The sequence below is a fragment of the Streptomyces sp. NPDC059832 genome (assembly GCF_042731715.1).
GTDB lineage: Bacteria > Actinomycetota > Actinomycetes > Streptomycetales > Streptomycetaceae > Streptomyces.
Genome location: NZ_JBHWIY010000001.1, coordinates 130,757 through 155,562 on the forward strand (window position 1 = coordinate 130,757; position 24,806 = coordinate 155,562).

Annotated in this window: 21 protein-coding genes; 17 read left to right on the forward strand and 4 right to left on the reverse strand. The window is 73.0% G+C overall.

Annotated features, from left to right (window positions below):
* Nucleotides 1-108 precede the first annotated feature (108 nt).
* The 7 genes from ACFV8T_RS00605 (at nucleotide 109) to ACFV8T_RS00635 (ending at nucleotide 7,110) form a co-directional block, all read left to right on the forward strand.
* Nucleotides 109-1,011 (forward strand): MBL fold metallo-hydrolase, encoded by a 903-nt coding sequence (locus ACFV8T_RS00605; RefSeq protein WP_385322968.1) that lies wholly within the window; start codon nucleotides 109-111, stop codon nucleotides 1,009-1,011.
* Between the two features lie 223 nt (nucleotides 1,012-1,234).
* Entirely contained in the window at nucleotides 1,235-2,056 is an 822-nt protein-coding gene (locus ACFV8T_RS00610; RefSeq protein ID WP_385322970.1) for a BTAD domain-containing putative transcriptional regulator, read from the forward strand.
* 132 nt (nucleotides 2,057-2,188) lie between these two features.
* Entirely contained in the window at nucleotides 2,189-2,950 is a 762-nt protein-coding gene (locus tag ACFV8T_RS00615) for a thioesterase II family protein (protein WP_385322972.1), read from the forward strand.
* 4 nt (nucleotides 2,951-2,954) lie between these two features.
* Nucleotides 2,955-4,223, forward strand: coding sequence for a beta-ketoacyl-[acyl-carrier-protein] synthase family protein (locus ACFV8T_RS00620; RefSeq protein ID WP_385322973.1), 1,269 nt, complete (start codon nucleotides 2,955-2,957; stop codon nucleotides 4,221-4,223).
* Nucleotides 4,220-5,500, forward strand: a complete 1,281-nt coding sequence (locus tag ACFV8T_RS00625) for a ketosynthase chain-length factor (RefSeq protein ID WP_385322975.1) — start codon at nucleotides 4,220-4,222, stop codon at nucleotides 5,498-5,500. Before ACFV8T_RS00620 ends, ACFV8T_RS00625 begins: the two co-directional genes overlap by 4 nt.
* Nucleotides 5,501-5,594: 94 nt before the next feature.
* Complete coding sequence (locus tag ACFV8T_RS00630; protein ID WP_385322977.1) at nucleotides 5,595-5,858, forward strand: acyl carrier protein; 264 nt, start codon at nucleotides 5,595-5,597, stop codon at nucleotides 5,856-5,858.
* Nucleotides 5,859-5,877: 19 nt separating this feature from the next.
* On the forward strand, nucleotides 5,878-7,110 hold the full coding sequence (locus tag ACFV8T_RS00635) for an FAD-dependent monooxygenase (protein ID WP_385322979.1): 1,233 nt from the start codon (nucleotides 5,878-5,880) through the stop codon (nucleotides 7,108-7,110).
* A gap of 473 nt (nucleotides 7,111-7,583) precedes the next feature.
* Here the strand turns inward: ACFV8T_RS00635 and ACFV8T_RS00640 are convergent, their stop codons facing one another.
* Complete coding sequence (locus tag ACFV8T_RS00640; protein WP_385322981.1) at nucleotides 7,584-8,240, reverse strand: hypothetical protein; 657 nt, start codon at nucleotides 8,238-8,240, stop codon at nucleotides 7,584-7,586.
* Between the two features lie 231 nt (nucleotides 8,241-8,471).
* On the opposite strand from ACFV8T_RS00640, the gene ACFV8T_RS00645 reads away from it, so the two are divergent.
* Both ACFV8T_RS00645 and ACFV8T_RS00650 read left to right on the forward strand, forming a co-directional pair.
* On the forward strand, nucleotides 8,472-9,011 hold the full coding sequence (locus tag ACFV8T_RS00645) for an ArsR/SmtB family transcription factor (protein ID WP_385322983.1): 540 nt from the start codon (nucleotides 8,472-8,474) through the stop codon (nucleotides 9,009-9,011).
* Nucleotides 9,008-10,450, forward strand: a complete 1,443-nt coding sequence (locus ACFV8T_RS00650; RefSeq protein WP_385322985.1) for an MFS transporter — start codon at nucleotides 9,008-9,010, stop codon at nucleotides 10,448-10,450. Before ACFV8T_RS00645 ends, ACFV8T_RS00650 begins: the two co-directional genes overlap by 4 nt.
* Before the next feature lie 255 nt (nucleotides 10,451-10,705).
* Here the strand turns inward: ACFV8T_RS00650 and ACFV8T_RS00655 are convergent, their stop codons facing one another.
* Nucleotides 10,706-11,176, reverse strand: coding sequence for a nuclear transport factor 2 family protein (locus ACFV8T_RS00655; protein WP_385322987.1), 471 nt, complete (start codon nucleotides 11,174-11,176; stop codon nucleotides 10,706-10,708).
* A 131-nt stretch (nucleotides 11,177-11,307) separates the two neighbouring features.
* Here ACFV8T_RS00655 and ACFV8T_RS00660 point away from each other — a divergent pair, with 131 nt between their 5' ends.
* The 6 genes from ACFV8T_RS00660 (at nucleotide 11,308) to ACFV8T_RS00685 (ending at nucleotide 19,682) form a co-directional block, all read left to right on the forward strand.
* On the forward strand, nucleotides 11,308-12,900 hold the full coding sequence (locus tag ACFV8T_RS00660; RefSeq protein WP_385322989.1) for a class I adenylate-forming enzyme family protein: 1,593 nt from the start codon (nucleotides 11,308-11,310) through the stop codon (nucleotides 12,898-12,900).
* Complete coding sequence (locus tag ACFV8T_RS00665; RefSeq protein ID WP_385322991.1) at nucleotides 12,897-14,621, forward strand: FAD-dependent oxidoreductase; 1,725 nt, start codon at nucleotides 12,897-12,899, stop codon at nucleotides 14,619-14,621. The genes ACFV8T_RS00660 and ACFV8T_RS00665 overlap by 4 nt, the downstream gene beginning before the upstream one ends.
* Nucleotides 14,618-15,427 carry an SDR family NAD(P)-dependent oxidoreductase gene (locus ACFV8T_RS00670; RefSeq protein ID WP_385322993.1) on the forward strand — a complete coding sequence of 270 codons (810 nt, stop codon included), beginning with the start codon at nucleotides 14,618-14,620 and terminating at the stop codon, nucleotides 15,425-15,427. Before ACFV8T_RS00665 ends, ACFV8T_RS00670 begins: the two co-directional genes overlap by 4 nt.
* A gap of 17 nt (nucleotides 15,428-15,444) precedes the next feature.
* Nucleotides 15,445-16,419, forward strand: a complete 975-nt coding sequence (locus ACFV8T_RS00675; protein ID WP_385322994.1) for an aromatase/cyclase — start codon at nucleotides 15,445-15,447, stop codon at nucleotides 16,417-16,419.
* Nucleotides 16,420-16,464: 45 nt separating this feature from the next.
* Nucleotides 16,465-17,421, forward strand: a complete 957-nt coding sequence (locus ACFV8T_RS00680; protein ID WP_385322996.1) for an SRPBCC family protein — start codon at nucleotides 16,465-16,467, stop codon at nucleotides 17,419-17,421.
* Between the two features lie 176 nt (nucleotides 17,422-17,597).
* Nucleotides 17,598-19,682, forward strand: a complete 2,085-nt coding sequence (locus tag ACFV8T_RS00685; protein ID WP_385322998.1) for a condensation domain-containing protein — start codon at nucleotides 17,598-17,600, stop codon at nucleotides 19,680-19,682.
* A gap of 79 nt (nucleotides 19,683-19,761) precedes the next feature.
* On the opposite strand, the gene ACFV8T_RS00690 is transcribed toward ACFV8T_RS00685, so the two are convergent.
* Both ACFV8T_RS00690 and ACFV8T_RS00695 read right to left on the reverse strand, forming a co-directional pair.
* Nucleotides 19,762-22,395 carry an AAA family ATPase gene (locus tag ACFV8T_RS00690; protein WP_385323000.1) on the reverse strand — a complete coding sequence of 878 codons (2,634 nt, stop codon included), beginning with the start codon at nucleotides 22,393-22,395 and terminating at the stop codon, nucleotides 19,762-19,764.
* A gap of 135 nt (nucleotides 22,396-22,530) precedes the next feature.
* A complete protein-coding gene (locus ACFV8T_RS00695) occupies nucleotides 22,531-22,815 on the reverse strand; it encodes a PqqD family peptide modification chaperone (protein WP_385323001.1) in 285 nt (94 codons plus the stop codon).
* 708 nt (nucleotides 22,816-23,523) lie between these two features.
* Between ACFV8T_RS00695 and ACFV8T_RS00700 the strand changes: the two genes are divergently transcribed.
* Both ACFV8T_RS00700 and ACFV8T_RS00705 read left to right on the forward strand, forming a co-directional pair.
* Nucleotides 23,524-23,820, forward strand: a complete 297-nt coding sequence (locus ACFV8T_RS00700; RefSeq protein WP_385323003.1) for an antibiotic biosynthesis monooxygenase family protein — start codon at nucleotides 23,524-23,526, stop codon at nucleotides 23,818-23,820.
* On the forward strand, nucleotides 23,810-24,604 hold the full coding sequence (locus tag ACFV8T_RS00705; protein ID WP_385323005.1) for an acyltransferase domain-containing protein: 795 nt from the start codon (nucleotides 23,810-23,812) through the stop codon (nucleotides 24,602-24,604). The genes ACFV8T_RS00700 and ACFV8T_RS00705 overlap by 11 nt, the downstream gene beginning before the upstream one ends.
* The last annotated feature ends 202 nt before the right edge of the window (nucleotides 24,605-24,806 follow it).

Genomic DNA, 24,806 nt, shown 5'->3' on the forward strand with positions numbered 1-24,806 from the left:
GTCGAGACGGAGGAAGGAATAATCCGGGATCCGGTTAGCGTGAATTCGGATTCCGGATCATCGGCGGGCCCCGCCGTGGCCCGCCGATGACGAAGAAAGAGGTGTCCCGTGCATGCCACCACCGTCACCGAAGTGGCCGAGGGCGTCCATGCGTACGTCCAGCACGCGGGCGGCTGGTGCCTGAACAACGCGGGCATCCTCACCGACGGCGGCCACAGCGCGCTCGTCGACACCGCCGCCACCGAGAGCCGGGCCCGCCGGTTGCGCCGGGCCGCCCTCGAACTGGCGCCGCGCCCGCCGCGCGCCGTGGTCAGCACGCACTTCCACGGCGACCACACCTACGGCAACTTCGTCTTCCCCGAAGCCCTGACCATCGGTCACGAGCGGACGCGCACCATGGTCGGTGCGGCGGGGCTGCACATGGCCGGCCTGTGGCCGGACGTGTGCTGGGGCGACATCGAGATCACTCCGCCCGAACTGACCTTCCGGGACCGCACGACGCTCCACGTGGGCGCGATCAGGGCCGAGCTCATCCACATCGGCCCGGCCGCCCACACCACCGACGACACCGTCGTCTGGCTGCCCGACCAGGGCGTGCTGTTCACCGGCGACCTCGTGATGAACGGCGTCACGCCGTTCTGTGTCATGGGCTCCGTCGCCGGATCGCTGCGCGCCCTGGAGCAGCTGCGCGCCCTGGGCGCCACGACGGTCGTCCCCGGTCACGGGCCGGTCGGCGGACCGGAGATCCTCGACGTCAACGAGGCCTATCTGCGCCGGATCCAGCAGTTGGCCAAGGAGGGCACCGCGGCCGGGGCGACCCCGCTCGACCTGGCCCGGACCACCGGCCCCGGCCCGTACGCCCACCTGCTCGACAGCGAGCGCCTGCTCCCCAACCTGCACCGCGGATACGCCGAGGAGCAGGGTCTGCCCGAGGGCTCGCCGCTGGACGTCCCGGCCCTCTTCGCGGAGATGGCCGCGTACCACGGCCGCCCCCCGGAGTGTCTCGCCTGAGTCCCCGCCGGCACCCGGAATCCGGGCCCGCAACCCCCGTCGGACGGTCGTTCCTCACCCCCCGAACGGAATTCACCAGCGCTTTTCCGGTCCGCGGTCAGCGGCGGCGGAGGGCCGCTCGACACCGGCTTGAGAATTTCGGGACATTGCCCTGCGTCCCGCTACTGTTCGGGAAGTCGAAGGCTGAAAATCGATGGGAACTCGACGAATTACGGAGGAGACCGTGAAGATTCAGGTTCTGGGTCCGTTGAGTGCCGAGGTCAACGGGGGCTCGATTGTTCCGACGGCCGGCAAGCCGCGCCAGATTCTGGCGTTGCTCGCGCTGTACCCGGGGCGGGTGATGCCCGTACAGACCCTCATGGAGGAGATCTGGGGCACCGAACTTCCGCAGAGCGCGCTCACCACCCTGCAGACATACATCCTGCAACTGCGCAGAAGACTCGGCACGGCCATGGGGCCGGGCGCTCCGGGCAACGCCAAGGACGTGCTCGCGACGCGGCACGGCGGCTATCTGCTCCAGATACCGCCGGACTCCGTGGACGTCCACGCGTACGACAGTCTCGTGGCCGAGGGACAGAGCGCGTTCGAGACGGGGAACGACGAGCGCGCGGCCGAGCTGCTGCGCAAGGCTCTCGGACTGTGGAACGGCCAGGCGCTGGTCGACGTCCGGGTCGGACCGATCCTTGAGATCGAGGTCATGCGGCTGGAGGAGAGCCGGCTCGTGACGATCGAGCGGCGCATCGACGCGGATCTCCGGCTCGGCCGCCACGCCGAGGTCATCGCCGAACTGACCGAACTGATCGCCCGGCACCCGCAACACGAGGGGCTGCACTCGCAGGCCATGGTCGCGCTGTACCGCTCCGGCCGTCAGGCCACGGCCCTGGACGTCTATCGCAGGCTGCGCGGCCGGCTGACGGACGAACTGGGTGTGGAGCCGTCCCCCCAGCTGCAGCGCCTGCACCAGGCGATGCTGACGGTCGATCCCGCGCTGGACGTGATGGCGGGGCCGCGCCGCGGATCGACGTTCGACCTCTACGCGGCCTGACCCGGACCGCAGCCAGGGCCGCCCCACCGTCCCGCCGCAGCGCGGCCTCGCACCCCGCAGGACCCGTTCGAGCCCGTCTCGAGCGAGTTCGGTGAGGGTGGAGGCCGACGTGGCGGTTCCGGGGAGGTGGCGATGGGCGGCAGACAGACCCTGCGGCTGCACTGTTTCGCGCACGCAGGGGCCGGAGTGTCCTCGTTCCACCGCTGGGACAAGGCCGCCGGCGGTGCGGTGCGGACCTCGGCCCGGCCGCTGCCGGGACGGGACGAACGGCGCCGCGAACCCCGGCTGAGCGGACGCGAGGAACTCCTTGCCGACCTCGGGCCCCTCTTCGAGCGGATAGCCGAGGACCCGGCGGAGCCGTACATGCTCTACGGGCACAGCCTCGGCGCGATGGTCGCCCTCACGGTCACCCAGGAACTGCACAGGACCGGGCTGCCGATGCCCGCACTGCTCGCCGTCGGGGCCTGCCCGCCGCCGCACGCACCGGCCGCGCTCATGGACACCGCCGAACTGCCCGACGAGGAACTGCTGCGCGTACTGGACGGGTTCGGCGCGCTGCCGCCCGGAGTGCGGCTGGGAGACGTGTGGTTCCGGTCGGTGTTCCCGGTGCTCCGCGCCGATCTGCGGCTCGCCCGGAGCCTTCGTGCCGCCGTCAACGGACCGGCGGCACCGGGCCCCGTGCCCGTACCGCTGCTCGCGGTCGCCGGCCGCGAGGACCCCCTCGCCGGTGCCGAGGCCGTCGCGGGCTGGAACCACTGGACCACCGGGAGGTTCGTCCGGCGGACCGTGCCCGGCGGCCACTTCTTCGTACGGGGTGGCGAACTGCCCCGGATGCTCGGCCGGGCCGCCCGCATCGTGCTGCGCGGCCACCGCGACCAGACAGGACAGGGGTAGGGCGATGAGACGAGTCGTCATCACCGGCATCGGGGTCGTGGCCCCGGGCCGTCCGGGCACCAAGGAATTCTGGGCGCTGCTGACCGAGGGCCGTACGGCCACCCGCGCCATCACGCTCTTCGACGCCTCCGGCTTCCGCTCCCGGATCGCCGCCGAGGCGGACTTCGACCCGCAGGAGTCCGGGCTCACCGCCGAGCAGGCCGGGCGGCTGGACCGCGCCGCCCAGTTCGCCGTCGTCAGCGCCCGGGAGGCGCTGGCGGACAGTGGGCTGGCCGGCGCGTACGACGCCACGCGCACCGGCGTCACCCTCGGCAGCGCGCTCGGCTGCACCACCGGACTCGACGCCGAGTACGGGGTCGTCAGCGAGCGGGGCACCCGGACCCTCGTCGACCACACCAGGGCCGTGCCCCACCTGTACGACTACTTCGTACCCAGTTCCATGGCGGCCGAGGTGGCCCGTACGGCAGGTGCCCAGGGGCCCGTGGCGCTGGTGTCCACCGGCTGCACCTCCGGTCTCGACGCGATCGGGCACGCCGTGGACCTGATCCGCGAGGGCAGCGCCGACGTGATGGTCACCGGTGCGGCCGAGGCACCCATCACCCCGATCACGGCCGCCTGCTTCGACGCCATCCGCGCCACCTCCACCCGCAACGACGAACCGGAAACCGCCTCCAGGCCCTTCGACCACACCCGCAACGGGTTCGTCCTGGGGGAGGGGGCCGCCGTCCTCGTCATCGAGGAGTACGAGCACGCCCGCAGCCGCGGCGCGCACATCTACGCCGAGATCTCCGGCTTCGCCTCGCGCAGCAACGCGTACCACATGACCGGGCTCAGGCCCGACGGGGTCGAGATGGCCGCCGCGATCACCGCCGCGCTCGACGAGGCGCGGCTGCTGCCCGCGGACATCGACTACATCAACGCGCACGGCTCCGGCACCAAGCAGAACGACAAGCACGAGACCGAGGCATTCAAGCGCAGCCTCGGACAGCGGGCCCACGAGGTCCCCGTCAGCTCCATCAAGTCGATGATCGGGCACTCGCTCGGCGCGATCGGGGCCCTCGAAGTGGCCGCCTGCGCCCTGGCCATCGAGCACGACACGGTCCCGCCGACGGCGAACCTGCACGAGCCCGACCCGGCCTGCGACCTCGACTACACCCCGCTCACCGCACGCCGACTGCGCACCGACGCGGTACTGACCGTCGGCAGCGGCTTCGGCGGCTTCCAGAGCGCGATGATCCTGACCAGCCCGAGCCTGGAGGGCGCAGCCGCATGACCACTGTCATCGCTCCCCGTGACCGCACCGAATCCGCCACCGGCACCGCAGCCCGCACCGCCGAGGCCGTCATCACCGGGATCGGCGTCGCCGCCCCCAACGGCCTGGGCACCGAGGCGTGGTGGGCGGCCACCCTGCGCGGTGAGAGTGGCATTCGTCCGCTGTCCCGGTTCGACGCGGGCGGCTATCCGGTGAAGCTGGCCGGCGAGGTGCCCGGATTCGTCGACGGCGACCATGTCCCCAGCAGGCTGCTGCCGCAGACCGACCGGGTCACCCGGCTCTCGCTCGCCGCCGCCAAGGAGGCGCTCGACGACGCCGGAGCCGACCCGGCGCAACTGCCCGACCACGCCGCGGGCGTGGTCACCGCCAACTCCTTCGGCGGCTTCGAGTTCGGCCAGCGGGAGCTGGAGGCGCTGTGGAGCAAGGGCGGCCGGCACGTCTCGGCGTACCAGTCCTTCGCCTGGTTCTACGCTGTCAACAGCGGCCAGATCTCCATCCGGCACGGCCTGCGCGGAGCCTCCGGGGTGATCGTCTCCGAGCAGGCCGGCGGCCTCGACGCCATGGCGCACGCCCGCCGCCAGATCCGCAAGGGCGCCCGGCTCGTGGTCACCGGAGGCATCGACTCCGCACTGTGTCCGTGGGGCTGGGCTGCCTATGTCGCGGGCGGGGGGCTCTCCGACCGGGCGGACCCGGCACGCGCCTACCTGCCGTTCTCCGAGGACGCGAGCGGTCATGTCGTGGGCGAGGGCGGCGCCCTCCTCATCCTTGAGAAAGCCGAGGAGGCGCGGCGGCGCGGGGCCCCGGTGTACGGCACGCTCGCCGGGCATGCCGCCACCTTCGACTCCGACGGGGTCTGCCGACTCGGCGCGGCGGCGGAACTCGCCCTCGCCGACGCGGGCCTGCACCCTGACGAGGTCGATGTCGTCTTCGCCGACGCCGCGGGCGAGCGTACGGCCGACCGCGTCGAGGCGGAGGAGATCACCGCGCTCTTCGGCCCGCGCGGGGTGCCCGTCACCGCGCCCAAGTCGATGACCGGGCGGCTGGCGGCGGGCGGCGCGTCCCTCGATGTGGCCGCCGCCCTGCTCACCCTGCGCGACCAGATCATCCCGCCGACGACCGGCACCGAACTCCCGGCGGACGATTGCCTGTTGAACCTGGTGACCGGAGCCCCCAGCCCTGGAATGGGGCTGCCGCTGCGTACCGCGCTGGTGCTGGCCCGCGGGCGCGGCGGCTTCAACTCCGCCGTCGTCGTCCGGGCCCCCGAAGCCACCGCCTGACCGGTCCCGCACCGAAGAACCACCGAGAGACCGCACCACCGAAGAACCACAAAGAACCACCGAGAAACCGCACCACTGAGGAGAAGAGGCACCCATGGACCGGCTCGGACTCAGCGACCTGACCCGCATCCTGCGCGAGTGCGCGGGCGAGGAGGAAGGCGTCGACCTCGACGGCGACGTCCTCGACCTGAACTGGCTGGAGCTCGGCTACGACTCGCTCGCCTTCCTGCAGACCGTCGGCCACATCGAGCGGGAGTACGGGGTGCTCCTCGACGAGGAGGCGCTGGACGAGGCCGACACCCCTCGGCTGTTCCTGACGATGGTCAACGAGGCGCTCGCCGCCCGTGTCGCGGTCTGAGCGGACGGCCGGCGAACCGATGGAAGCGCCCGGGGCCGACATCCGCACGGAAGCAGCCGAGACCGACGTCTGCATCGTCGGGGCGGGGCCCGCGGGCCTCGCCCTGGCCCTCATGCTGCTGCGCTCCGGAGTCCGGGTGACGCTCGTCGAGCGCTCCACCGCGCTGCGCCGTACGTTCCACGGCGAGATCCTGCAGCCCGGCGGCCAGCGGGTCCTCGACGAGCTCGGGGTGCTCGACGCGGCACGGGCACGCGGGGCCGCGCGGTTGGGCGGCTTCCAGGTGCTGGAACGGGAGCGGGTGCTCCTGGACATCGACTACTCCCGGCTGCCCGCCCCGTACGACTGCCTGCTGGCCCTGCCCCAGCCGCACCTGCTGGGCGAACTCCTCGCGGCCTGCCGCCGCCTGCCCGGATTCACCCTGCTGGAGGGCCACCGGATCGCCGCCCTGCGCGAGCGCCGTCCGGGCAGCCCCTGCACCGGCATCTTCGCGAACGGCCCCGACCGCACCCGGGTCACCATCGGGGCCCGGGTCGTCGTCGGCGCAGACGGGCGGTTCTCGAAGACACGCGCGCTGGCCGGGATCGAAGCGGGGCGCTCCGAGTCCTTCGCGCACGACGTGGCGTGGTTCTCGCTGCGCGCGCCCGGCCGGGAGACCGGACGGGTACGCGTGCACCGCGCGGCCGGCAGCGCCGTACTCGTCCACGACACCCACCCCGACCGGCTGCGCGTCGGCTGGACCCTGCCGCACGGCGGCTGGCGCCAGGTCGCACGGCGCGGGATCGACGACATCCGGGCGGAACTGGGCGGTGCGCTGCCGCAGTTCAAGGACCTGCTGCACGATCAGATCAGGTCGATGAACGACCTCACCCTGCTCGACGTGTTCGCCGCACACGCCCGCGAATGGGTGCGCGACGGGCTCGTCCTCATCGGCGACGCCGCCCACACCCACGGCCCCATCGGCGCCCAGGGCATCAACCTGGCTCTCCAGGACGCGGCGGCCCTGCACCCCGTCCTGCTCGACGCACTCGCCGCCGGACAGCCGACCCGCGAGCGCCTGGCCCCCTACGCCCGGCTGCGCGGCCCGGCGGCGGCATCGGTCCACCGGATGCAGCGCATGCAGGCGAAGGCCATGTTCGGCGGCGGCAACCCCGTCGCAGGCTTCCTGCGCGCCCGCGCCGCGACCCTGGTGACCCGCACCCGGCTGGGCGCGCTGATCACCCACAAGGTGGCCTACGGCACCGGATCTCCTTGACCCTGCGCAGCACCAGGCGCAAAAACGCATTTTTCATCAGGTTCTGACGATCTGGCACCCAGTTCTCAGCGTCGTGCACCCAGTTCCTGAGATCAGGGCAGGCTCTCCCGGACCCGGCGCCAGGTCATCGAGGCCGGCTGGCTGGAAGAATCCGACCGGCTCGCGCACATCAGCTACTGCCGGCTCAGCGTGAAAAGCACAGGCGAGGACGTCGTCATCCCCCTGCGCCGCGCAACCTGAGCGGCTCCGAGGAGCAGAGCGGTGCTCATTGACCTCACGTACATGACGGTCGAGCGGGCGAGGTCAAAATGGGCATTACGCCCCGGCTCTTCCGTTCAGGTACCAGGGGCGGTGGGGTTACTTCTTCCCTCGCTCAGGGCGGTGCGCAGCCAGTCGAGGGTTCCTTGTGACAGCAGTTCATCGGCCAGCCGGTTCGCGGTTTCGGTGACGAGCCGCCTGCGCTCCTGGGGAAGCTATTTGATCTTCGCGGCGATGGTCCGGACGAACTCAGGGAGCACATCGTCCCGCCAGACGAAAGGTGCTGGGGCCGACTCGCCCTTGAAGGTCACGCTGCTCTGCCCGCCCACGGTGAACAGCAGCGGACCTTTGCGGCAGTTCCAACTTCCCTCGTAAGTACCGGTGATGACGCAGTGATCCGCGCCCTGTGCACCCTGGTTGGTATTGGCTCCTGACACGAGGCGATCTTCGTAGCCGACAATCAGCTTGGGGTCGGCCACGGCCTCGATGCGGAACCAGAACTGGGTAGCGGCGTAGGTCTCGCCCGGAAGGCGCATGCTGTAGAGGCACTGGCCGGACTTGGACCTGTCACTCTCCTTCCACGAGGAGTCGGCAGCGAAGTCCTTGATCGACAGAGCGCTGATCGGACGGCTCTCCTGTTCGATGTCCTTGGCGCCAGGGAAGATCGCCTTGATCTCCTCCTGGTTCACGAACGAGCACGCGTCCGGCCACTGATTCGCGGCCAGGATTGCCCCATCCTTGAGTTCAGGAAGGTTGACAGTCGCATCTCGGGGGGCGGCCTTGCCTATCGCAACATCACCCTCGGACGGCATGTACGTAGCGACCAGGAGCGTCAGCAGCACGACATTTGACATCAGCAGGGTGAGCATCATGGCTCTGTTCTTCCACATGGCGGCCGATTCTCCCCGAGCAGCGAGCTGATCGTCGACCGCATCCGCTGCACCGAGGCATCCCGCTGCCGGGAGATCCCGGACACAGCCGCAGAGCGGGCGGTCCGGCTGAGCTTCCGCGACGGAGCGAAGGCCTCACGTGCTGGACAGGCGATTTCGGACGCCCGAACAACCCCCTTGCCTAATGGTCAAGAAGTGTTGACCATTAGGGGCATGCCTACCGATGATGTTCCCGAGACGCTGCACGTCACCACTGACGAGCAGCTGCGCGCCGTCTCCAGTCTCACGCGCCACCGGATCATGGCTGTGCTCCGCTTCGAGCCCGCGACGATCACGCAGATCGCCGAGCGAGTGGGCCTTGCGAAGGGGAGTTCCAGCTACCACGTACGGCTGCTCGAACGGGCCGGCCTGGTGAAGGTGGTGCGGACGCGCAAGGTCCGGGGGGTCACCGAGCGGTACTACGCGATGGCCGCGCGGGCGATCGTGCTGCCGGATCCGGGCGAGGGAGGGCCGGATGTGCTGATGCGGCACGCGGTGGCGGACCTGGAGGCAGCGCCCGCGGATGGCGAGCGGCACGTGCGGATGGCGCATCTGCGGCTCACCGAGGAGCAGTTCGCGGAGCTGGGGGCGCGGCTGCAGGCACTGGCGGACGAGTACCGCGAGCTGTCCGATCCGTCGCTGCCGGACGCGTCACTCGTCTTCGCGCTGTTCCACCCGGCATCGCGCGAGCAGGCCGAAGGGGACGCCAAGTGACCTCAGGCGTCCGGAAGCTGCCGACCGGGTTCGGGCGGCTGTGGACTGCGCAGACGATCTCCTCGCTCGGTGACGGGGTGACGCACGCCGCGCTGCCGCTGCTCGCGTTGACGCTGACGCGGGATCCGATGGCGCTCGCCGTCGTCACGGCCGCCGGAACGCTGCCGTGGCTGCTCTTCGGGGTGCTCGGCGGTGCGCTGGTGGACCGCTGGGACCGCCGGCGCACGATGTGGGTCACGGACGCGGCGCGTGCGGTGCTGCTGGCGATACCGGCGGCAGCGACCGCGCTCGACGTGCTGAGCATTCCACTGCTCGCGGCCGTCGCCTTCCTCCTCGGCCTCGGCGGGCTCTTCTTCGACACGGCCGCCACGGCCTATCTGCCGGATCTGCTCGGCCGCGACCCCGCGCTCCTGGAGCGCGCCAACTCCCGCCTGCGCGGCACCCAGACCGCCGCGTCCGGCTTCGCCGGGCCGCCCGCGGGCAGTGCCCTGCTCACGCTCGGACGGGCGGTTCCGCTGCTCGCCGACGCGGTCTCGTTCGCGCTCTCCGCACTGCTCGTACGGTCACTGCCCGCCGCACCCCGGCCCGCACTGCAGGCCCGCGAGTCGCTGCTGCGGCAGGCGCGGGCCGGCGCCTCGTACGTCTTCCGGGATCAACTGCTGCTCGGGCTCGCGCTGCGTCCGGCGGTCGGGAACATCGCCTTCCTCGCCGTGGAGACCGTACTCGCCCTCTTCGCGCACGACCGTCTCGGCATCGGCACCTTCGGCTTCGGCCTGCTCCTCACGGCGGAGGCCACCGGCGGTCTGCTCGGCGCGGGCATCGCCTCCTTCCTCGGCCGACGACTCGGCACCGGCACCGCGCTGACCTGCACGGCCGCAGTCGAGGGACTCGCCATCCTGGGCCTTGCCGCCGCCCCGAACCCGTACGTCGCCGGCCTCGCGCTCGCCGTCTGCGGAGCGGGCATGGGCGCCACGATGGTGCTCGGCCCCTCCCTCCGACAAGCGATCGTCCCCGCCCACCTGATGGGCCGGGTCGCCTCCACCTCCCGCATGCTCGCCATGTGCGCCGCCCCGTTCGGCGCCTTCCTCGGCGGCTGGCTGGCCACCAGCTACGACGTACGCGCCCCGCTCTACACCGCCGCCGGCCTCCTCCTCACCATGACCGCCATCACCGCGACCATGACCAGCAACCGCCGGGTCGAAGCGGCGCTGCGTGCCGCCGCCCCCGCCGATGATCCAGATCACCCGGAATCCCGGGACCCCGTTCAGGAACGTGCCATTCAGGGGTCCGCGAGGTCGTTGAGCCAGCCCACGGCAGGCCCAGCTCGGCGTTCCCCGTCGCGGCCCCGGGGCGTCGGGCGCCGCTCCCGGTCTGGATGCCCGTCCCAGCCGGACGCTCTTACTCCAGATCAGCGAGGAGGCCGTCCAGGACCTTCTTGAGGGCCGAGGCGTTGGGCCGGATCGAACCAGGTGGCGGATGCGCTCGTTGTTCCCTTTGGGTGTCTCGTGGTCGGCGGCGAGTTGGTGCAGAGGGCGGGTCCCGTCGCTCAGGGAGCGGCCGATGTCGGGCAGGGGCGTAGCGGGTCATGAGCGGCGGCGGTCCGGCGGCAGACCGAGCACAGCCGGGCTCGGTGATGCCGCCGGGGCCGGTGGGTCCGATCGGGCCACGCTCGATCTGCGCCCCGGCCGCCCGGGTCACGCCAGGTCGTCGCGGGTCACGAGCCGGTGGACGACCCGCCAGTCGCCGCGCGAGCGCGCGAGGGTGTCCTCCATGACGCACACCCGGTGCACCCGGGCCTCCCCGCCCTTCGGGGTCAGGTACACCAGCGCGTACGCACGGGTGCGCAGTGTCCCGTTGGGCTGTGGCTGGACGTCGACCATGCCCAGCCAGTGGCGCAGCTGCTCGCCGCTGCGTGCCTGCGCCTCCGCGTTGCGCCGCACGTTCGCGGCGAGCTCCTCCCGGCCCCGTACCGGTTGCGGCAGCGTCGGTACGTCGAACACGGCGTCCGGGGTGAACGTGCCCGCCCACTCCTGCGCGGCGAAGGAGTCGAACAGCTGCATCTGGTGGGCGTAGAACTGCTGGACCTCCGCATACAGCAGGCCGAACTGGCCGGGCTGCTGATCCGGCGGGCTCACGTGGTGCCGCTCGGCGGCGAGCACGGTCATGGGCTGACTCCGTTCCGTCGGTTCCGGACAGCTTCTGCCCCGAAGATCGAGCGGCCTTCGAAGATTCCTCAAGCGCCCCCGCCAAAGCTTTCGAAGCGTTCACTCGCTTCGGGAGCCAGGAGGACAGCACCATGCCGACGTTCGTGTACCCGAGAATCCGGCTGGACGGCCTGCTTCGGCAGGCCGCGGTACGCGACCCGGCGGGCTGCGCCCTGCGCACGGCCGCCGGTCCGGTCACCTTCGAGGAGCTCGATGACCGGGCCGACCGCATCGCCGCCTACCTCGAACACACCCTCGGCCTGCGCGGCGCGCGCGTCGGCGTGGCCAATACCCTCGACGCGGTCTTTCCCGCCGCGTACTACGGGACGGCGCGCAGCGGGAACACGGTCGTGCTGGTCAATCCGCTGCTCAGGGCGGAGGGCCTGGAACACGTCCTGGCCTCGGCGGCCGTCGAGGTGGCGTTCGTGCCCACGGCCACCGCCGAACTGCTGGTGAAACTGGCCGACCGGCTGCCCGCCCTGCGTACCGTCGTCGTCACCGACGCGTCCGAGGGGATCGTGCCTTCCGACGCCGTGCCGCTCCGGGCCGCGCTGGACTCCGTACCCGGCCGACGCCCGCTGCCCGCCCTCGCCACCGATCTCGACGCCGACGTCTGCGTCCAGTTCACGACCGGAACCACCGGCCGGCCCAAGGGCGTCCGGCTCAGCCACCGCAATCTGGTCGCCAACGCCGCCCAGACCGCCGCCGCCCACCACCTCGGCAGCGACTCCGTCACCCTCAACCACCTGCCGCTCTACCACGTCATGCACCTCAACTCGGCGATGTACGCGGGCGCCGAGCAGGTGCTGTGTGCCGACCCCGACCCGTGGGCCTCGCTGCGGTACGCGGCAGAAGTCGGGGCCACTCACTACTACGGGCTACCCGCGCGCCTGCACCGCCTGGCCAGGGACGAGCGGCTCCTCGCGGACGGGGGAGGGGCGCCCGGCGGGGCGCGGCTGACGGTCGTGCTGTCCGGCGGCACCGCGCTCGCGCCCACGGCGGCCCGGGTGCTGAGCGGGCACATCGGCGTACCCGTCGTGCAGGGGTACGGGATGGCCGAGCTCTCCCCGCTCTCCCACTGCCAGAGCCCGTACGGGCCGGGTGCGGTCGGTGGGGTTGGTGGGGTGGTGCCTGGGACCGAGTGCCGGATCGTGCACCTCGACACCCGCCAGGTGCTGGGCGCCCACGCCACCGGAGAGGTGCAGATCCGCGGGCCGCAGGTGATGGCCGGGTATCTGGACGATTCGGGGCCGGGGCCCGTGGACGCCGACGGGTGGTTCTCCACTGGGGACGTCGGCCATCTGAACGAGGACGGGCAGCTGTTCCTCGTCGACCGGCTCGGCGACATCTTCAAGCACGACAACGAACTCGTCTCGCCCAGCGCCGTCGAGGCGGTCCTCGGGGAGGACCCCCGGGTCACCGACTGCATCGCCGCGGGCTGGCCCGACGACGTCCACGGAGCGGTGGTCTGGACGGGCATCGTCCTGCGCGACTCGGCCGCCCCCGGCCTGACAGCGGTGGTGGACTCCATCGTCGAACGGGCCAACGAACGCCTCGCACCGTACGAACGGATCCACCGCGCCGAAGTGCTCGACGCGGTCCCGCGCACCCCCGTCGGAAAGCCGGAACGGCGCGTGTTGCGCCAGCAGTTGAGTACCCGTGCAGCCGAGGAGGCCGCCGCATGAACCACATGGAGCGCGTACTCGTCGTGGGCGCCGGCCCGGTGGGGCTGACCGCCGCCCACGAGCTGGCCCGCCGGGGCCTGCGCGTACGGCTGATCGACGCGGCCCCCGGGCCCGCGCCCACCAGCAGGGCGGTCGCGGTCCACCCGCGCACGCTGGAGACCTTCGACCAGATGGGAGTGGTGGAGCCGGTACTCGAACGCGGGCGCCACAACCGGGCGTTCACGATGTACGCCGGGGGAAACCGCCTGGTCCGGCTGAACGCCGACTACCGGACGATGCCGACCCGCTACCCGTACACCGTCATCATCGAGCAGACCCGCACCGAGGAGGTGCTGCGCGCGGCGGTGGCCCGGCTCGGCGTCACCGTCGAATGGGGCGTCCGGCTCACCGGCCTCACCCAGGACCGGCACGGCGTCCGAGCGGGTCTGGAGCACGCCGACGGCAGCACCGAGGAGTACGACGTCCCGTGGCTGGTCGGCTGCGACGGCGGCCACAGCACCGTACGCAAGGAGCTGCGGCTGCCACTGATCGGCGAGTCCAGCGAGACCTGGGAACTCGCCGACGCGACGGTCACCACCGAGCTCCCGCAGGACAGCATCTACTGGGTGCACACCGGCGGGCAGGCCCTGATGATGGTCCCCTACCAGGACGAGGGACGCTGGCGGCTGCTCGACACCGCGCCCCGCCCCGGTGCCGACCCCGCGCGGGCCGCCGCCCGCTTCGGCGCCAAGCTCGGCGCCGGACTCGGCCACCGGGTGACCGTCGGCGCACCCGACTGGTCCTCCGTCTTCACCTTCCAGCAGCGCATGGTGCCGCGCATGCACGACGGCCGCTGCTTCGTCGCCGGGGACGCCGCCCACGTCCACAGCCCCGCCTCCGGACAGGGCATGAACACCGGTATCCAGGAGGCCTACAACCTGGCCTGGAAACTCGCCATGGTCGCCCAGGGCCACGCCGGTCGCGAACTGCTCAGCACCTACGACGAGGAACGCGTCCCCATCGGCAGGGCACTGCTCGGCTCCACCCGCACGGCGACCTTCCTGGTCCAGTTCAAGAACGCCCTGGCCGGCGTCATGCTGCCGGTCGTCTTCGGCGTCGTGCGCCGGGTGGCGCCGCTGCGCCGGGCCATCCAGCGCAAGGTGCTCGGCGGGCTGTCCGGGCTGCGGATCGGCTATCCGGGGAGTTCGCTCACCACCCCGGGCTCCGGCCGGGGAATCCCCCCGGGCAGCCGGGCCGCGGCGGCCGTCGCCGCACGGCCGCCCGGTGACCCCGGGGCGGAGGAGTTGCGCGCCGAACTGTGCGACACCCGGTGGACCCTGCTGTACGCGGCGGGCGGGGGACCGGAAGCGGACCTGGTCGCGGCGGACGCGGCCACCGGTCGCGCGCCCTGGCTCTCCGTACGGACGATGCGTGCCGCGGGCGATGCCACGGGTCCGGATCCGCTGGACGACCCGCGCGGGCGGCTGCGCGGGTCGATGGGCCTGTACGCGGGCGGCTGGCTGCTGATCCGCCCCGACGGCTACGTCGCGAGCGGCGGCGCCCGGCTGACCCGGCACGAACTGGAGCGGGCCCTGTCCCCGCTCGGATCCGTTGCCCGGTCCGGACGAGAGGTTCCGGGGCCGGTCCGTACCCGGCGCGGTCTCCAGCACTCGTCCGGCGTTCCTCAAGCGGTTCCGGACACGGTCGAGGCTCCGACCCCAGAACTGGAGGCACCCCGATGACGGCATCGACGGCGGCACCCGAGAGCCCGGTGGCGCTGGTCACCGGCGCCACGAGCGGCATCGGCCTGGCGGTGGCCAGGGACCTGGCCACCCGCGGACACCGGGTGTTCCTGTGCGCCCGTACCGCCGAGGCGGTCGAGGAGACCGTCGGAAAGCTGCGGGCCGACGGCCTGGAGGTGTCCGGCACGGCCGCCGACGTGCGCTCCAAGGAGCAGGTGCGGTCCCTGGTCGCGGCGGCCGTCGCGGCGTACGGGCCGATCACGGTCCTGGTCAACAACGCCGGCCGCAGCGGCGGCGGTCCGACCGCCGACATCAGCGACGAGCTCTGGTACGACGTCATCGACACCAACCTCAACAGCGTCTTCCTGCTCACCCGCGAGGTGCTCAAGCACGGCGGGATGACCGAGGCAGCGGCGGCGGGCAGCCACGGACGGATCATCAGCATCGCCTCCACGGCGGGCAAACAGGGCGTACTGCTGGGCGCCCCCTACTCGGCCTCCAAGCACGCCGTCGTCGGCTTCACGAAGGCGCTGGGCAAGGAGCTCGCCCCGGCCGGGATCACCGTCAACGCGGTCTGCCCCGGCTACGTCGAGACGCCGATGGCCGAGCGGGTGCGGGCCGGTTACGCGGCCGCCTGGGGCACCACGGACGAGGAGGTGCTGGAGCGGTTCGAGGCGAAGATCCCCCTCGGGCGCTACTCGACACCGCAGGAGGTGGCGGGGCTGGTCGGCTATCTGACGACGGACCTCGCCGCGTCGATCACGGCCCAGGCACTCAACGTCTGCGGCGGGCTGGGCAACTTCTGATGAGCGGGAGGCCGACGATGACGGACGAACGGACGACGCACGGCGGGCGGATCCACCGCACGGTCCACGGGACCGAGGTGGCGGCGCCCGCGGGGGTGGTCTACGGGCTGATCGCGGACGCGACCCAGTGGCCGCTGTACTTCCCGCCGAACGTGCACGTGGACCGGCTGGAGTTCGACGGCACGCACGAGCGGCTGCGCATGTGGGCGACGGCGAACGGCCGGGTGAAGTCCTGGACCTCCCGCCGCGTACTGGACGCGGTGGCCCGGCGGATCGAGTTCCGCCAGGAGATCCCGGCGGCCCCGCTGTCGTCGATGACCGGCACCTGGATCGTCGAGCCAGTGGGGACCGAGACCTCGCGGCTCACCCTGCTCCACGACTTCTCGGTGGCCGGTGACCGCCCCGAGGACGTCGCCTGGGTCGAGCGGGCCACCGACACCAACAGCCGGGCCGAACTTGCCGGGATCGCGGCCCTGGCCCGGCAGTGGGCGCGGCTGGACTCGCTGGTGCTGTCCTTCGAGGACTCGGTGACGGTCGACGCCCCGCCGGAGGCCGTGTACGCGTTCCTGGAGCAGGCCGGGCGGTGGCCCGACCGGCTGCCGCACGTCTCGCGCCTCGACCTCACCGAGGAGCCGGCCGGCGTCCAGGTCATGTCGATGGAGACGCTCACCGCCGACGGCTCCTCGCACACCACCGAGTCGGTGCGGGTCTGCTTCCCCGAAGCCGCCCGGATCGTCTACAAGCAGACCGTCACCCCGGCCCTCATGTCGGCCCACACCGGCGTCTGGACGGTGGCACCCGGCCCCGCGGGGACCACCGTCGCCACCTCCCGGCACAGCGTCGTCCTCCGGGAGGAGGCCGTGGAACGAGTACTGGGCGCGGGCGCGGACCTCGCGAGGGCGCGGCGGTACGTACGCGAGGCGCTCGGCCGCAACAGCACCGCGACCCTGACCCACGCCAAGCGGTACGCGGAGTCTCCAGTGGTCCTCTAGCGACTGCGGACAGCATCTGTACAGGATCCAGAGAGGGAATGGACGATGGCCGTCGAGCGAGTGCACCGCGCGCAGTACGCGGTCGATGTGGCAGCGCCTGCCGGTGTTGTCTACGGGCTGATCGCGGACACGACGCAGTGGCCGTTGTTCGTCCCGGCGAGCATCCATGTGGAACGCCTGGACTTCGACGGTTCCCAGGACCGCTTCCACATGTGGGTACTCGCCAACGGCTCGGTACGGTCCTGGCTCTCGCACCGCACCCTGGACGCGACCCGGCGCCGCATCGAGTTCCGGCAGGAGACGCCCGCGGAGCCGGTCAGTTCGATGGGCGGCTGCTGGACCGTCGAACCGCTCGGCCCAGGCCGCTGCCGGCTGCGCCTGGAGCACGACTTCACCGTCGCCGGGAACCGTCCCGAGGACGTCGCCTGGGTCCGGCGGGCCACCGACACCAACAGCCGGGCCGAACTGGAGCGGCTGCGGGAGACCGCGGAGCGCTGGAACCGCCTGGACGACCTCCTGCTGACCTTCGAGGACTCCGTACGCATCAACGGCCCGGCCGAGCTGGTCTACGACTTCCTCTACCGGATCGCCGACTGGCCGCACCTCATGCCGCACGTGGCCCGTGCCGACGTGGCCGAGCCGCAGCCCGGCGTCCAGCTCACCGGCGTGGACATCCTCGCCGCCGACGGGGCGGCCCACACCATGGAGGCGGTCCGGGTCTGTTTCCCGCACTCGGGCCGGATCCTGTGGAAGCACACGATTCCCTCCCCACTCGCGGACGCCCATACCGGCGAGTGGTCGGTGATTCCCGACGAGCGGGGCGTCCAGGTGATCGCCCGGCACAGCGTGCTGCTGCGCGAGGAGGGCATCGAGGACGTTCTCGGGGCCGGCGCGGACCTCGCGCAGGCGCGGAGCCATGTCCGCGAGACGGCAGGGCGGTTCAGCCTCGCCACCCTGGAATTCGCCGGGCAGCACGCCGAGACGGCCGTCCGGACCCTCTGAGCACCACGTCGGCCCGAGCACCACGTCAGCGCCGTGTCAGCGGTACGTGGGCGCCGCATGCACACTTGTGTCCTCCGGAGCCGGAACGGTACGTGGGTGGCGGGTGCGCACTCTTGTCCTCCGGAGCCGGATCCGACGCGCCGGGCGCGGGCACCATCGGAGACAGGGGGGACCGGATGAGCGGCAGCATGACCGTCGTCATCTCCTCCGGCATGCCTCCCGCGCTCGAACTGCGCGGTCCGCTCGACCCGGTGGCGCTGGCGCGGGCGCTGGCCGCGCTGCCCGGGTGCACGTCCAGCCTGCGCCGGCACACCGCGACCCACCACACCCTGTACCTCGCCCCGCGCCACCTGCCCGCAGGCGCTCTCGGGGACCTGCTCACGGCGTTGACGGGTCCACGCGGCACCGCCGACGGGGCGGCAGCCGCGCCCGTCCTCGCGCCGTCGCCGGAACCGGAGGGTCCTTCTGCGTCCCCGGCGTCCCCGGCGCGCTCCGTCGTGCCGGGGGAGCCCGATCACCCCGTTGTCGTCTTCCCGGCGTCACCCCGGCAGCGGGAGATCCTCCTCGACCTGATGACCGCCGCCCCCGGCACCGCCCCGCACGTCGAGCAGCAGCACTGGCGCTGGTACGGCCCGCTCGACACCCGGCGCTACCGGGCCGCCTGGGCATCGGTCGCGGACCGCGAGGCGGTGCTGCGCGGGTCCTTCGCGGAGCCGGGCGTGCCCGGCGGCCCGGGGATCGCGGTGCACCCGCGGGTCACTCCGTACGTCGTCCGGCACCCTTACGGCTCCGCCGACCGGCAGGCGCTGCTCGGGAGCGAGCGGTTGCGCCCCTTCGACCCGCACCGGCCCGGTCCGCTGCGGGTCCTGCTCGTCGACGAACAGCCGGGCCCGGCGGGACCGGTACGGGTCGTCGTCACGTACCACCACGCCTTCCTCGACGGGCACAGCGTGCGCATGCTGCTGCGTGCCGTGCACCGCGCCTACCTCGCCGACGGCCCGCCGGCCGGTGGACAGCGCCGCCCCGATCTGCGCGACCACCTCGACTGGCTGGGCCGCCAGGACACCGCCCCGGCCCGCGCGTTCTGGTCCCGGGCCGCCCCGCCGGCCGACGCCGCCACCCTTCCCGCCCGGCCGGCCGGCATCCCGGACCGGCCGGGCCACGGGCGTACCAGTCAGCGGCTGACTCCCCACGAGGCGGTCCGGCTGCGCGACTGGGCCGGGCACAGCGGCGTCACCGAGTGCACCGCGCTGCACGCGGCCTGGGCGCTGCTGCTGCACCGGGCGTCCGGCCGCGGCGGTCCCGGCCCGGTTGCCTTCGCCATGACCGTCTCCGGCCGCGGCATCCTGCTCGACGGCGCCGCCCTGCTGCCCGGACCGCTGCGCAATCCGCTGCCCCTGAGCACCGAGGTGGATCCGGCCATGCCGCTGGCGCGGCTGCTGACCGAACTCGGCGGACGGGCCTTGGACATGGCCGCGTACGAATGGGTCTCCGCGGGCCAGGTGCACGCCTGGAGCGGCCGGCCCGCCGAGGACCGGCTCACCGGAACGCTGATCGCCTTCGAGCCACCGGCCGCCGGGGACCCGCTGCGCGAGGAGTTCGAAGCCCAGGGCATCCGACTGACCCCGCCCGAGACGCTGGCCGCGGACACCGGGGTGCCGCTCTCCCTGACCGCCCACCACGACACCGACGGCGGCCTGGTGCTGACGGCGGTGAACGACCGCAGGCGACTCGCCGACACCGACGCGGCGACGGCCCTCGCCCAGGCCGCCCTGCTGCTGCGGGAGTTCCCGGGGTTCGCAGCGGCCGGCACACCGGTCGCCGACGCCCTGGCCCTGCTCGGCCCCGCCGCGCCCGCCCGGACGCGCCGCCCCGACCCGGCGCCGGGGCCCGTCCTCCTGCGCGAGGCCGCCCGGCCCGGCGCAGGCACCGTCCTGCTCGTACCGCCGCCGGACGCCCCGGCGGGCTGCTACGACGAGCTGGCCCGTGTCTACCCGGGCCCGCAGACCCTGCTCACCGTGGACGGGGAGGCGGACGCGGCCGACTGCCTGACCGCCCTGCGCCCGGCCCTCGCGGCGGCCGAACCGGTGACGTTCGGCTGCTACTCGGGTGGCGGCGCCCTCGCCTACGAGGTCGCCCAGCGCATCGCCAAGCACGGCTGGCTTCCGCCGCCGGTGGCCATCGCGGGCACCGCCGCGGCCACCGAGGCCTGCGCGGCCGCCCTCTCCCGCACCCTCGCCGCGGTGACCGGCACCGGCTGACCGGCACCGGCTGACCGGCACCGGGAGACCGGCGGCCCCGGACCTCAGGCTTCCATGACGCGGCCTCCCGCAACGCCCTTCAGACGCGGACCGGGGCGCCCTCGGCGAGCTCCAGATCGAGGGGGAGGTCGCCGCGGGAGGTGATCCGGAGCTTGCGGTAGACCCGCGTCAGGTGCTGTTCGACCGTGCTCACCGTCAGGAAGAGCCGGGCCGAGATCTCCCGGTTGGTCAGGCCCTGCGCGGCCAGGGTGGCCACGCGCTGCTCGGAACCGCTCAGCCGGGCCGCGGTGGTACCGGGCCGGTCCTTGTCCGCCTTCCCGGCCCGGCCCGGCCGTGCCTGTGGCGGGGCCGGGCCGGTGCCCGGCGCCGTCACCAGCGGCGCGTCCGGGAGGATCTCCTGGCACAGCGGCGCCGCGCCGGTGTCCTTGGCGAGCTGCCACGCCGAACGGATCATCACGCCGCCCTTCGACGAGGAACCGTCCTGCTGGAGCGCCCGGCCCAGATCCGCCATCGCGCGGGCCGTCTCCACGCGGTCGCCGGAGCGGTGCAGCTCGTCGATCGCCTGGGCCAGGACCGTCGGCCGCTGCTGGGAGTCCCCGGCCAACGCCCGCATGCGCAGGGCCAGACCGCGTACGTGCGGGCGCCGCGCGTCGGGCATCGCGAGCTGACGCAGGGCGAACTGCTCCGCCCGATGGTCCTCCCCGAGGCACAGCAGCGCACGTGCCGCGTCCGTGCGCCAGGGCAGGAACGCAGGCCGGTCCACCCCCCAGCTCTCCATCAGCCGCCCGATCTCAAGGAAGTCGGCCAGGGCCGCGTGCGGCTGATGGACCGCCAGGTGGTGCAGTCCGCGGGCGCGCAGATACGCCAGTCCGTGCAGGCTCATCAGCTGCCGCCGCGGCAGCTGCCGGCCGGTCAGCCGCGACGCCTCGGTGTACTGGCCCATCGCCGTGCACGCGCGCACCAGCACCGCCGTCGGCGCGCAGGAGAAGGTTCCCCGGCCCTGCGCGGGGAGCGCCGCGAGGGCCGCCGTCGCACGGGTGTGGGCGCCGCGCAGATCACCGAGCCGCAACAGGGCCTCGGCGTGCAGCGTCCCGAAAGCGGCGCTCCAGCCCGGGGCCCGGCAGCGGTCCGCCTCGTCGAGCAGCCTGCGGCTCCACCGCACCGCCAGGTCCGGTTGCTCGGAGCAGAGCAGCGAGGTCACGGCCTGGGCGAGCGGCGCGAGTGTGGCATCCGTCAGCCGGGCCGACCGCAGCAGCCGTTCCGCGGCACCGGGAGAGGTGTCCACCATCGCGTCCAGGGGCGAGGCGCCGCCCTCGCCGGTACCGGTGCCGAGGATCAGCTCCGCCGCGTCGGAGACCCGCCCCTGGGCCAGCAGCAGCCCGGCCAGCGGCTGTTCGTGCCCGGTGGTCGGCCGGCCGGCGCGCACCGTCTCCAGCAGGGCGTCCACGCGCCGTTCGGCGGCGGCCGGGTCGAAGCGGGCCGCGATCTGGGCCAGCCGGATGCGCAGCGCGGCCCCCACCTGGTCGTCGGCGCCGGTTTCGAGGGCGAGTTCGAGCAGGCGTACCGCCGCACGGGCCTCGCCCCGCCCGAGGGACTCCTCCGCCGCCTCGCGCAGCACGTCGACGTCCCACGGTTCGCCCGCGGTCACCACGCCGTCCGCCGCCGCGGTGAGCAGCAGGTGGGCGACCGCCGGGGCCGGGACACCGTCCTCGTGCAGCACCCGTGCGGCGCGCCGCAGCAGCCCGCCCCGGGTGGCCGGACCGGCCTCCTCCAGCACCGCGTCCCGCACGGCCGGGTGCCGGAACCGTACGCCGTCGAGAAGTCCGGCCGCCCGCAGCGCGGCGAGGCCCCGGGCCCCGGCGGCGGCGGTCAGCTCCGCCGCCCCGGTCACGCGGGCGGGGGAGGCGTGGTCCCCGAGCAGCGCGACGGCGCGGGCCACGGCGGTGGCGACCGGCCCGGCCCGGTGCACGCACGCGACGACCGCCTGCGCGAACGGGCCGTCGGGAGCGGGGAACGCCGACTCGCCGTGCGGGTCCCCGGCCTCGTCCGCGTACTCGTCGGTCAGGGCGCGCAGCAGCAGGGGGTTGCCTCCGCTGACCCGGTGCGCCTCGTCCGTGGTGAGGTCCCCGCAGCCGCCCTGGTCCAGGAACCTGGCCGTCTCCGTCCGTGACAGCAGGCCGAGCCGGAGCCGGCGGAAGTGGGGCTGGCGCATCAGCTCGGTGGTGAACAGGGGGTCCTGCGACGGCATGTGCGGCGAACCCGTGAGGACGACGAGGACCCGGGACCCGCGGGCGTGGCGCACCAGGTACTGGAGGTGGCGCAGGGATTCTGCGTCGGCGTGCTGCACATCGTCGACGCAGAGCAGCACCGGCCGGTCCAGGCCCAGTTCGCGCACCCGGTCGCAGAACGCCCGCAGGGCCTCCACCCGCGAGGGCTCACCGCCGGGGCCCTCGTCGGGCAGCAGGAACCCCGGCGTCCGGTGGACGAGCTGCCGCAGTACGCCCCGGGGGATCTGCCGCTCGGCCGACGTGGCGACGGCGGACAGGACCAGGGCGCCGGCCGCGGCCGCCCGCTCGGTGACGGTGTCGGCCACGGCGCTCCGGCCGCACCCGGTGGCGCCTTCGATCAGGACGGCGTGGGAGCCGCCCGCCGTGCAGTCCGCGAGCGCCTCGTCCAAGGCGTCGATCACCGATGTCCTGCCGACCAACCGCATACTCGCCCCTGTTGATGAAGGTCTACCCCTAGAACTTGTCCGCCCCTGATTCACGGACAGGCCCTGGCCGGGACAGGGTGAAGTCTGCGCCTACAGGGGTGGTCGAGCCACCGCTGAGGGCGGGTAGGGGTCGGGTCAGGGGCGGGGCTCGGCGCACATGAGACCCGCGTCGCGCATTTCCTCGACCCATATGTCGAGATCGGCACGAGCATTCTCGGGTGCGGTATTCCACAATTCGGCGAGCAGCCGCGCAGCGGCGCCGGTGTCGCCCTCGTGCTGGCGGAGCGCGATCCACATGGCGGTGCCCACCGGACCGCACCGGTAGCGCATTGTTCCCACCGCTGATTCCGCCAGGAGTTCCAGGCGGCCGGTGGCGTCCACCGAGGCGACACTCACCCCGGGCATCGGTCGAACAAGCACGGACACCTCCAGTGCCGGGGTCACCCGGAGACACTTTCCTGAGCGTCGGTTCTCTTCAACCGATCGAGGAAGCCTCAAGTTATTTCGGAACCCCCGTCAGATCCATGACGACGGCCGCACTCTGGGGTTCGCGGTCCCCGCACCCCCTACAACGGCGGACCCGGCCGCGCGCGGGATAGGGGGGGCGTGGGGGGGGCTTGTCCCGCGCGTGGTCTGCCGCGCTTCCGGCGCCCGAGCCACGCCCCGGGCCATCCGTCCGGGGCAGTGCCGGGCCGCCATCGGATCGGCCCGCGAATTGTCACCGGGATACTGGCCGGATTTTGTCCTTCCGCATGGAACGAGCGGTCCGAAGAATCCGGATCACTTCACCGGCCGGAATACCGAGGTGCTGTCGGTACGGAAAAACAGCAAGCCCTGCCGGTTTTCCGCCCGGCCGGAATCCGGCGGTGCCCGGCGACGTAATTCGAGCCCCCGAGCCTGGCCCCGGAACACCCGGCGGAGCCGGTACCGCCGGCCCTCGGGCCCGCCGGAAGCGGCCTTTGCCCTCCGCCGGATCACCACACTTCCTCAAGCGGGAGTCGAGCGCTCTTCCGGGGTTCCTTGAGCCTCCTCGCCGAGCGTGGCATCCGCAAGGGCTGTCCCGCCCCGCCGCCCCGTACCCGTACCCGTAAACGGCACCCCTGCCGTGGCCGACCCGAGGAGCCTCACATGGTGACTTTCGTCAACAAGCTGACCGTCCACGGCGACATCGACGAGTTCCTGGCCGTCAAGGACCGCCTGACCGCCTACATGAGCAGCCAGCCCGGCTACGTCGGCCACGAGGCGCTGCGCAGCCTCGGCGACGAGCGGGTCTTCCTCGAACTCGCCGTCTGGGAGAACCCCGCCGCCCACCGGCGGGCCGTGCGCAGCGAGGAGTTCCAGGCCCTGGTCAAGGACCTCGGCCCGCTGGCCACCCCCGAGCCCGGTCTGTACGAGACGGTGGAGGCGGCGCCCCGTGCCCGATGAGACCCCGGCGCTCGTCGCCCACCGGTGCCGGCCGCCGACCGGCCCGGCGGTGACCGTGCTCTTCACCGGCGGCTCCGGAATCCGGCCCGGCCTCGGCCGCGAGCTGTACGGTGCCTTTCCCGTCTTCCGCGCCGCGTACGACACCGTGCGCGGCGCGCTGGACCACTGGCTGCGGCTGCCGCTGGCCGCTGTGGTGTTCGCCCCCGAAGGCGGGGTCGACGCGGCTCTGATCCGACGGTCCGAATTCGGGCAGCCCGCCCTGTTCGCGTTCCACGTGGCCGTCTTCCGGCTCTGGCAGTCCTGGGGCCTCCGGGCCGGTGCGGTGTCCGGCCACGGCGCCGGGGAGATCGCCGCCGCCCACGCGGCGGACGCCCTGAGCCTGCCCGACGCGGCCCGGATCGTGGCCGCGCGCGGCAGAATCGCCCCCGTGCACCCCGCCGTGCTCGCCGGGGACTTCGCCGCCTCCCTCGACTCCGAGGACGCTTTCGTGCGGGCCGCCGCCGAAAGCGCCGTCGCACCGCCCCGGATCCCGCTGGTGTGCGCGACGACCGGCCGGAGCATGGGGGCCGGGCCGGACCGGCAGCCGCTGTCGCCCGCGTACCTGCTGCGGGAGGCCCGCCGGGTCTCCCACACCGCCGACGCGGTACGGACCCTGGTACGCGCCGGTTTCCCCCGCCCGCACCCCTGCGGGCCCGACCCCGCGGACACCCGGCCGGGCCGCGAACTGCGTGCCGCACTCGGCGTCGCCGACCGGCTCCACGCACCCGGCCGGCAACCGGGCTGACCGGAAGCCGTACCTCCGGCCCGGCGTCCCACCAGCGGCTCCCGGCCCGCCCCCGGCCCGGCTGTACGGCGCCTCAAGCGGCTGTCGAGCGTCTCTGGCCACGCTGAACTCCCGCGCACAGGAACGGACCCGCCCCCGCGGCCACCGGGTGTGCCGACGAAGTGCCGCCCGGCCGCTTCGCGGACATGTTCAGCCCCCCCTC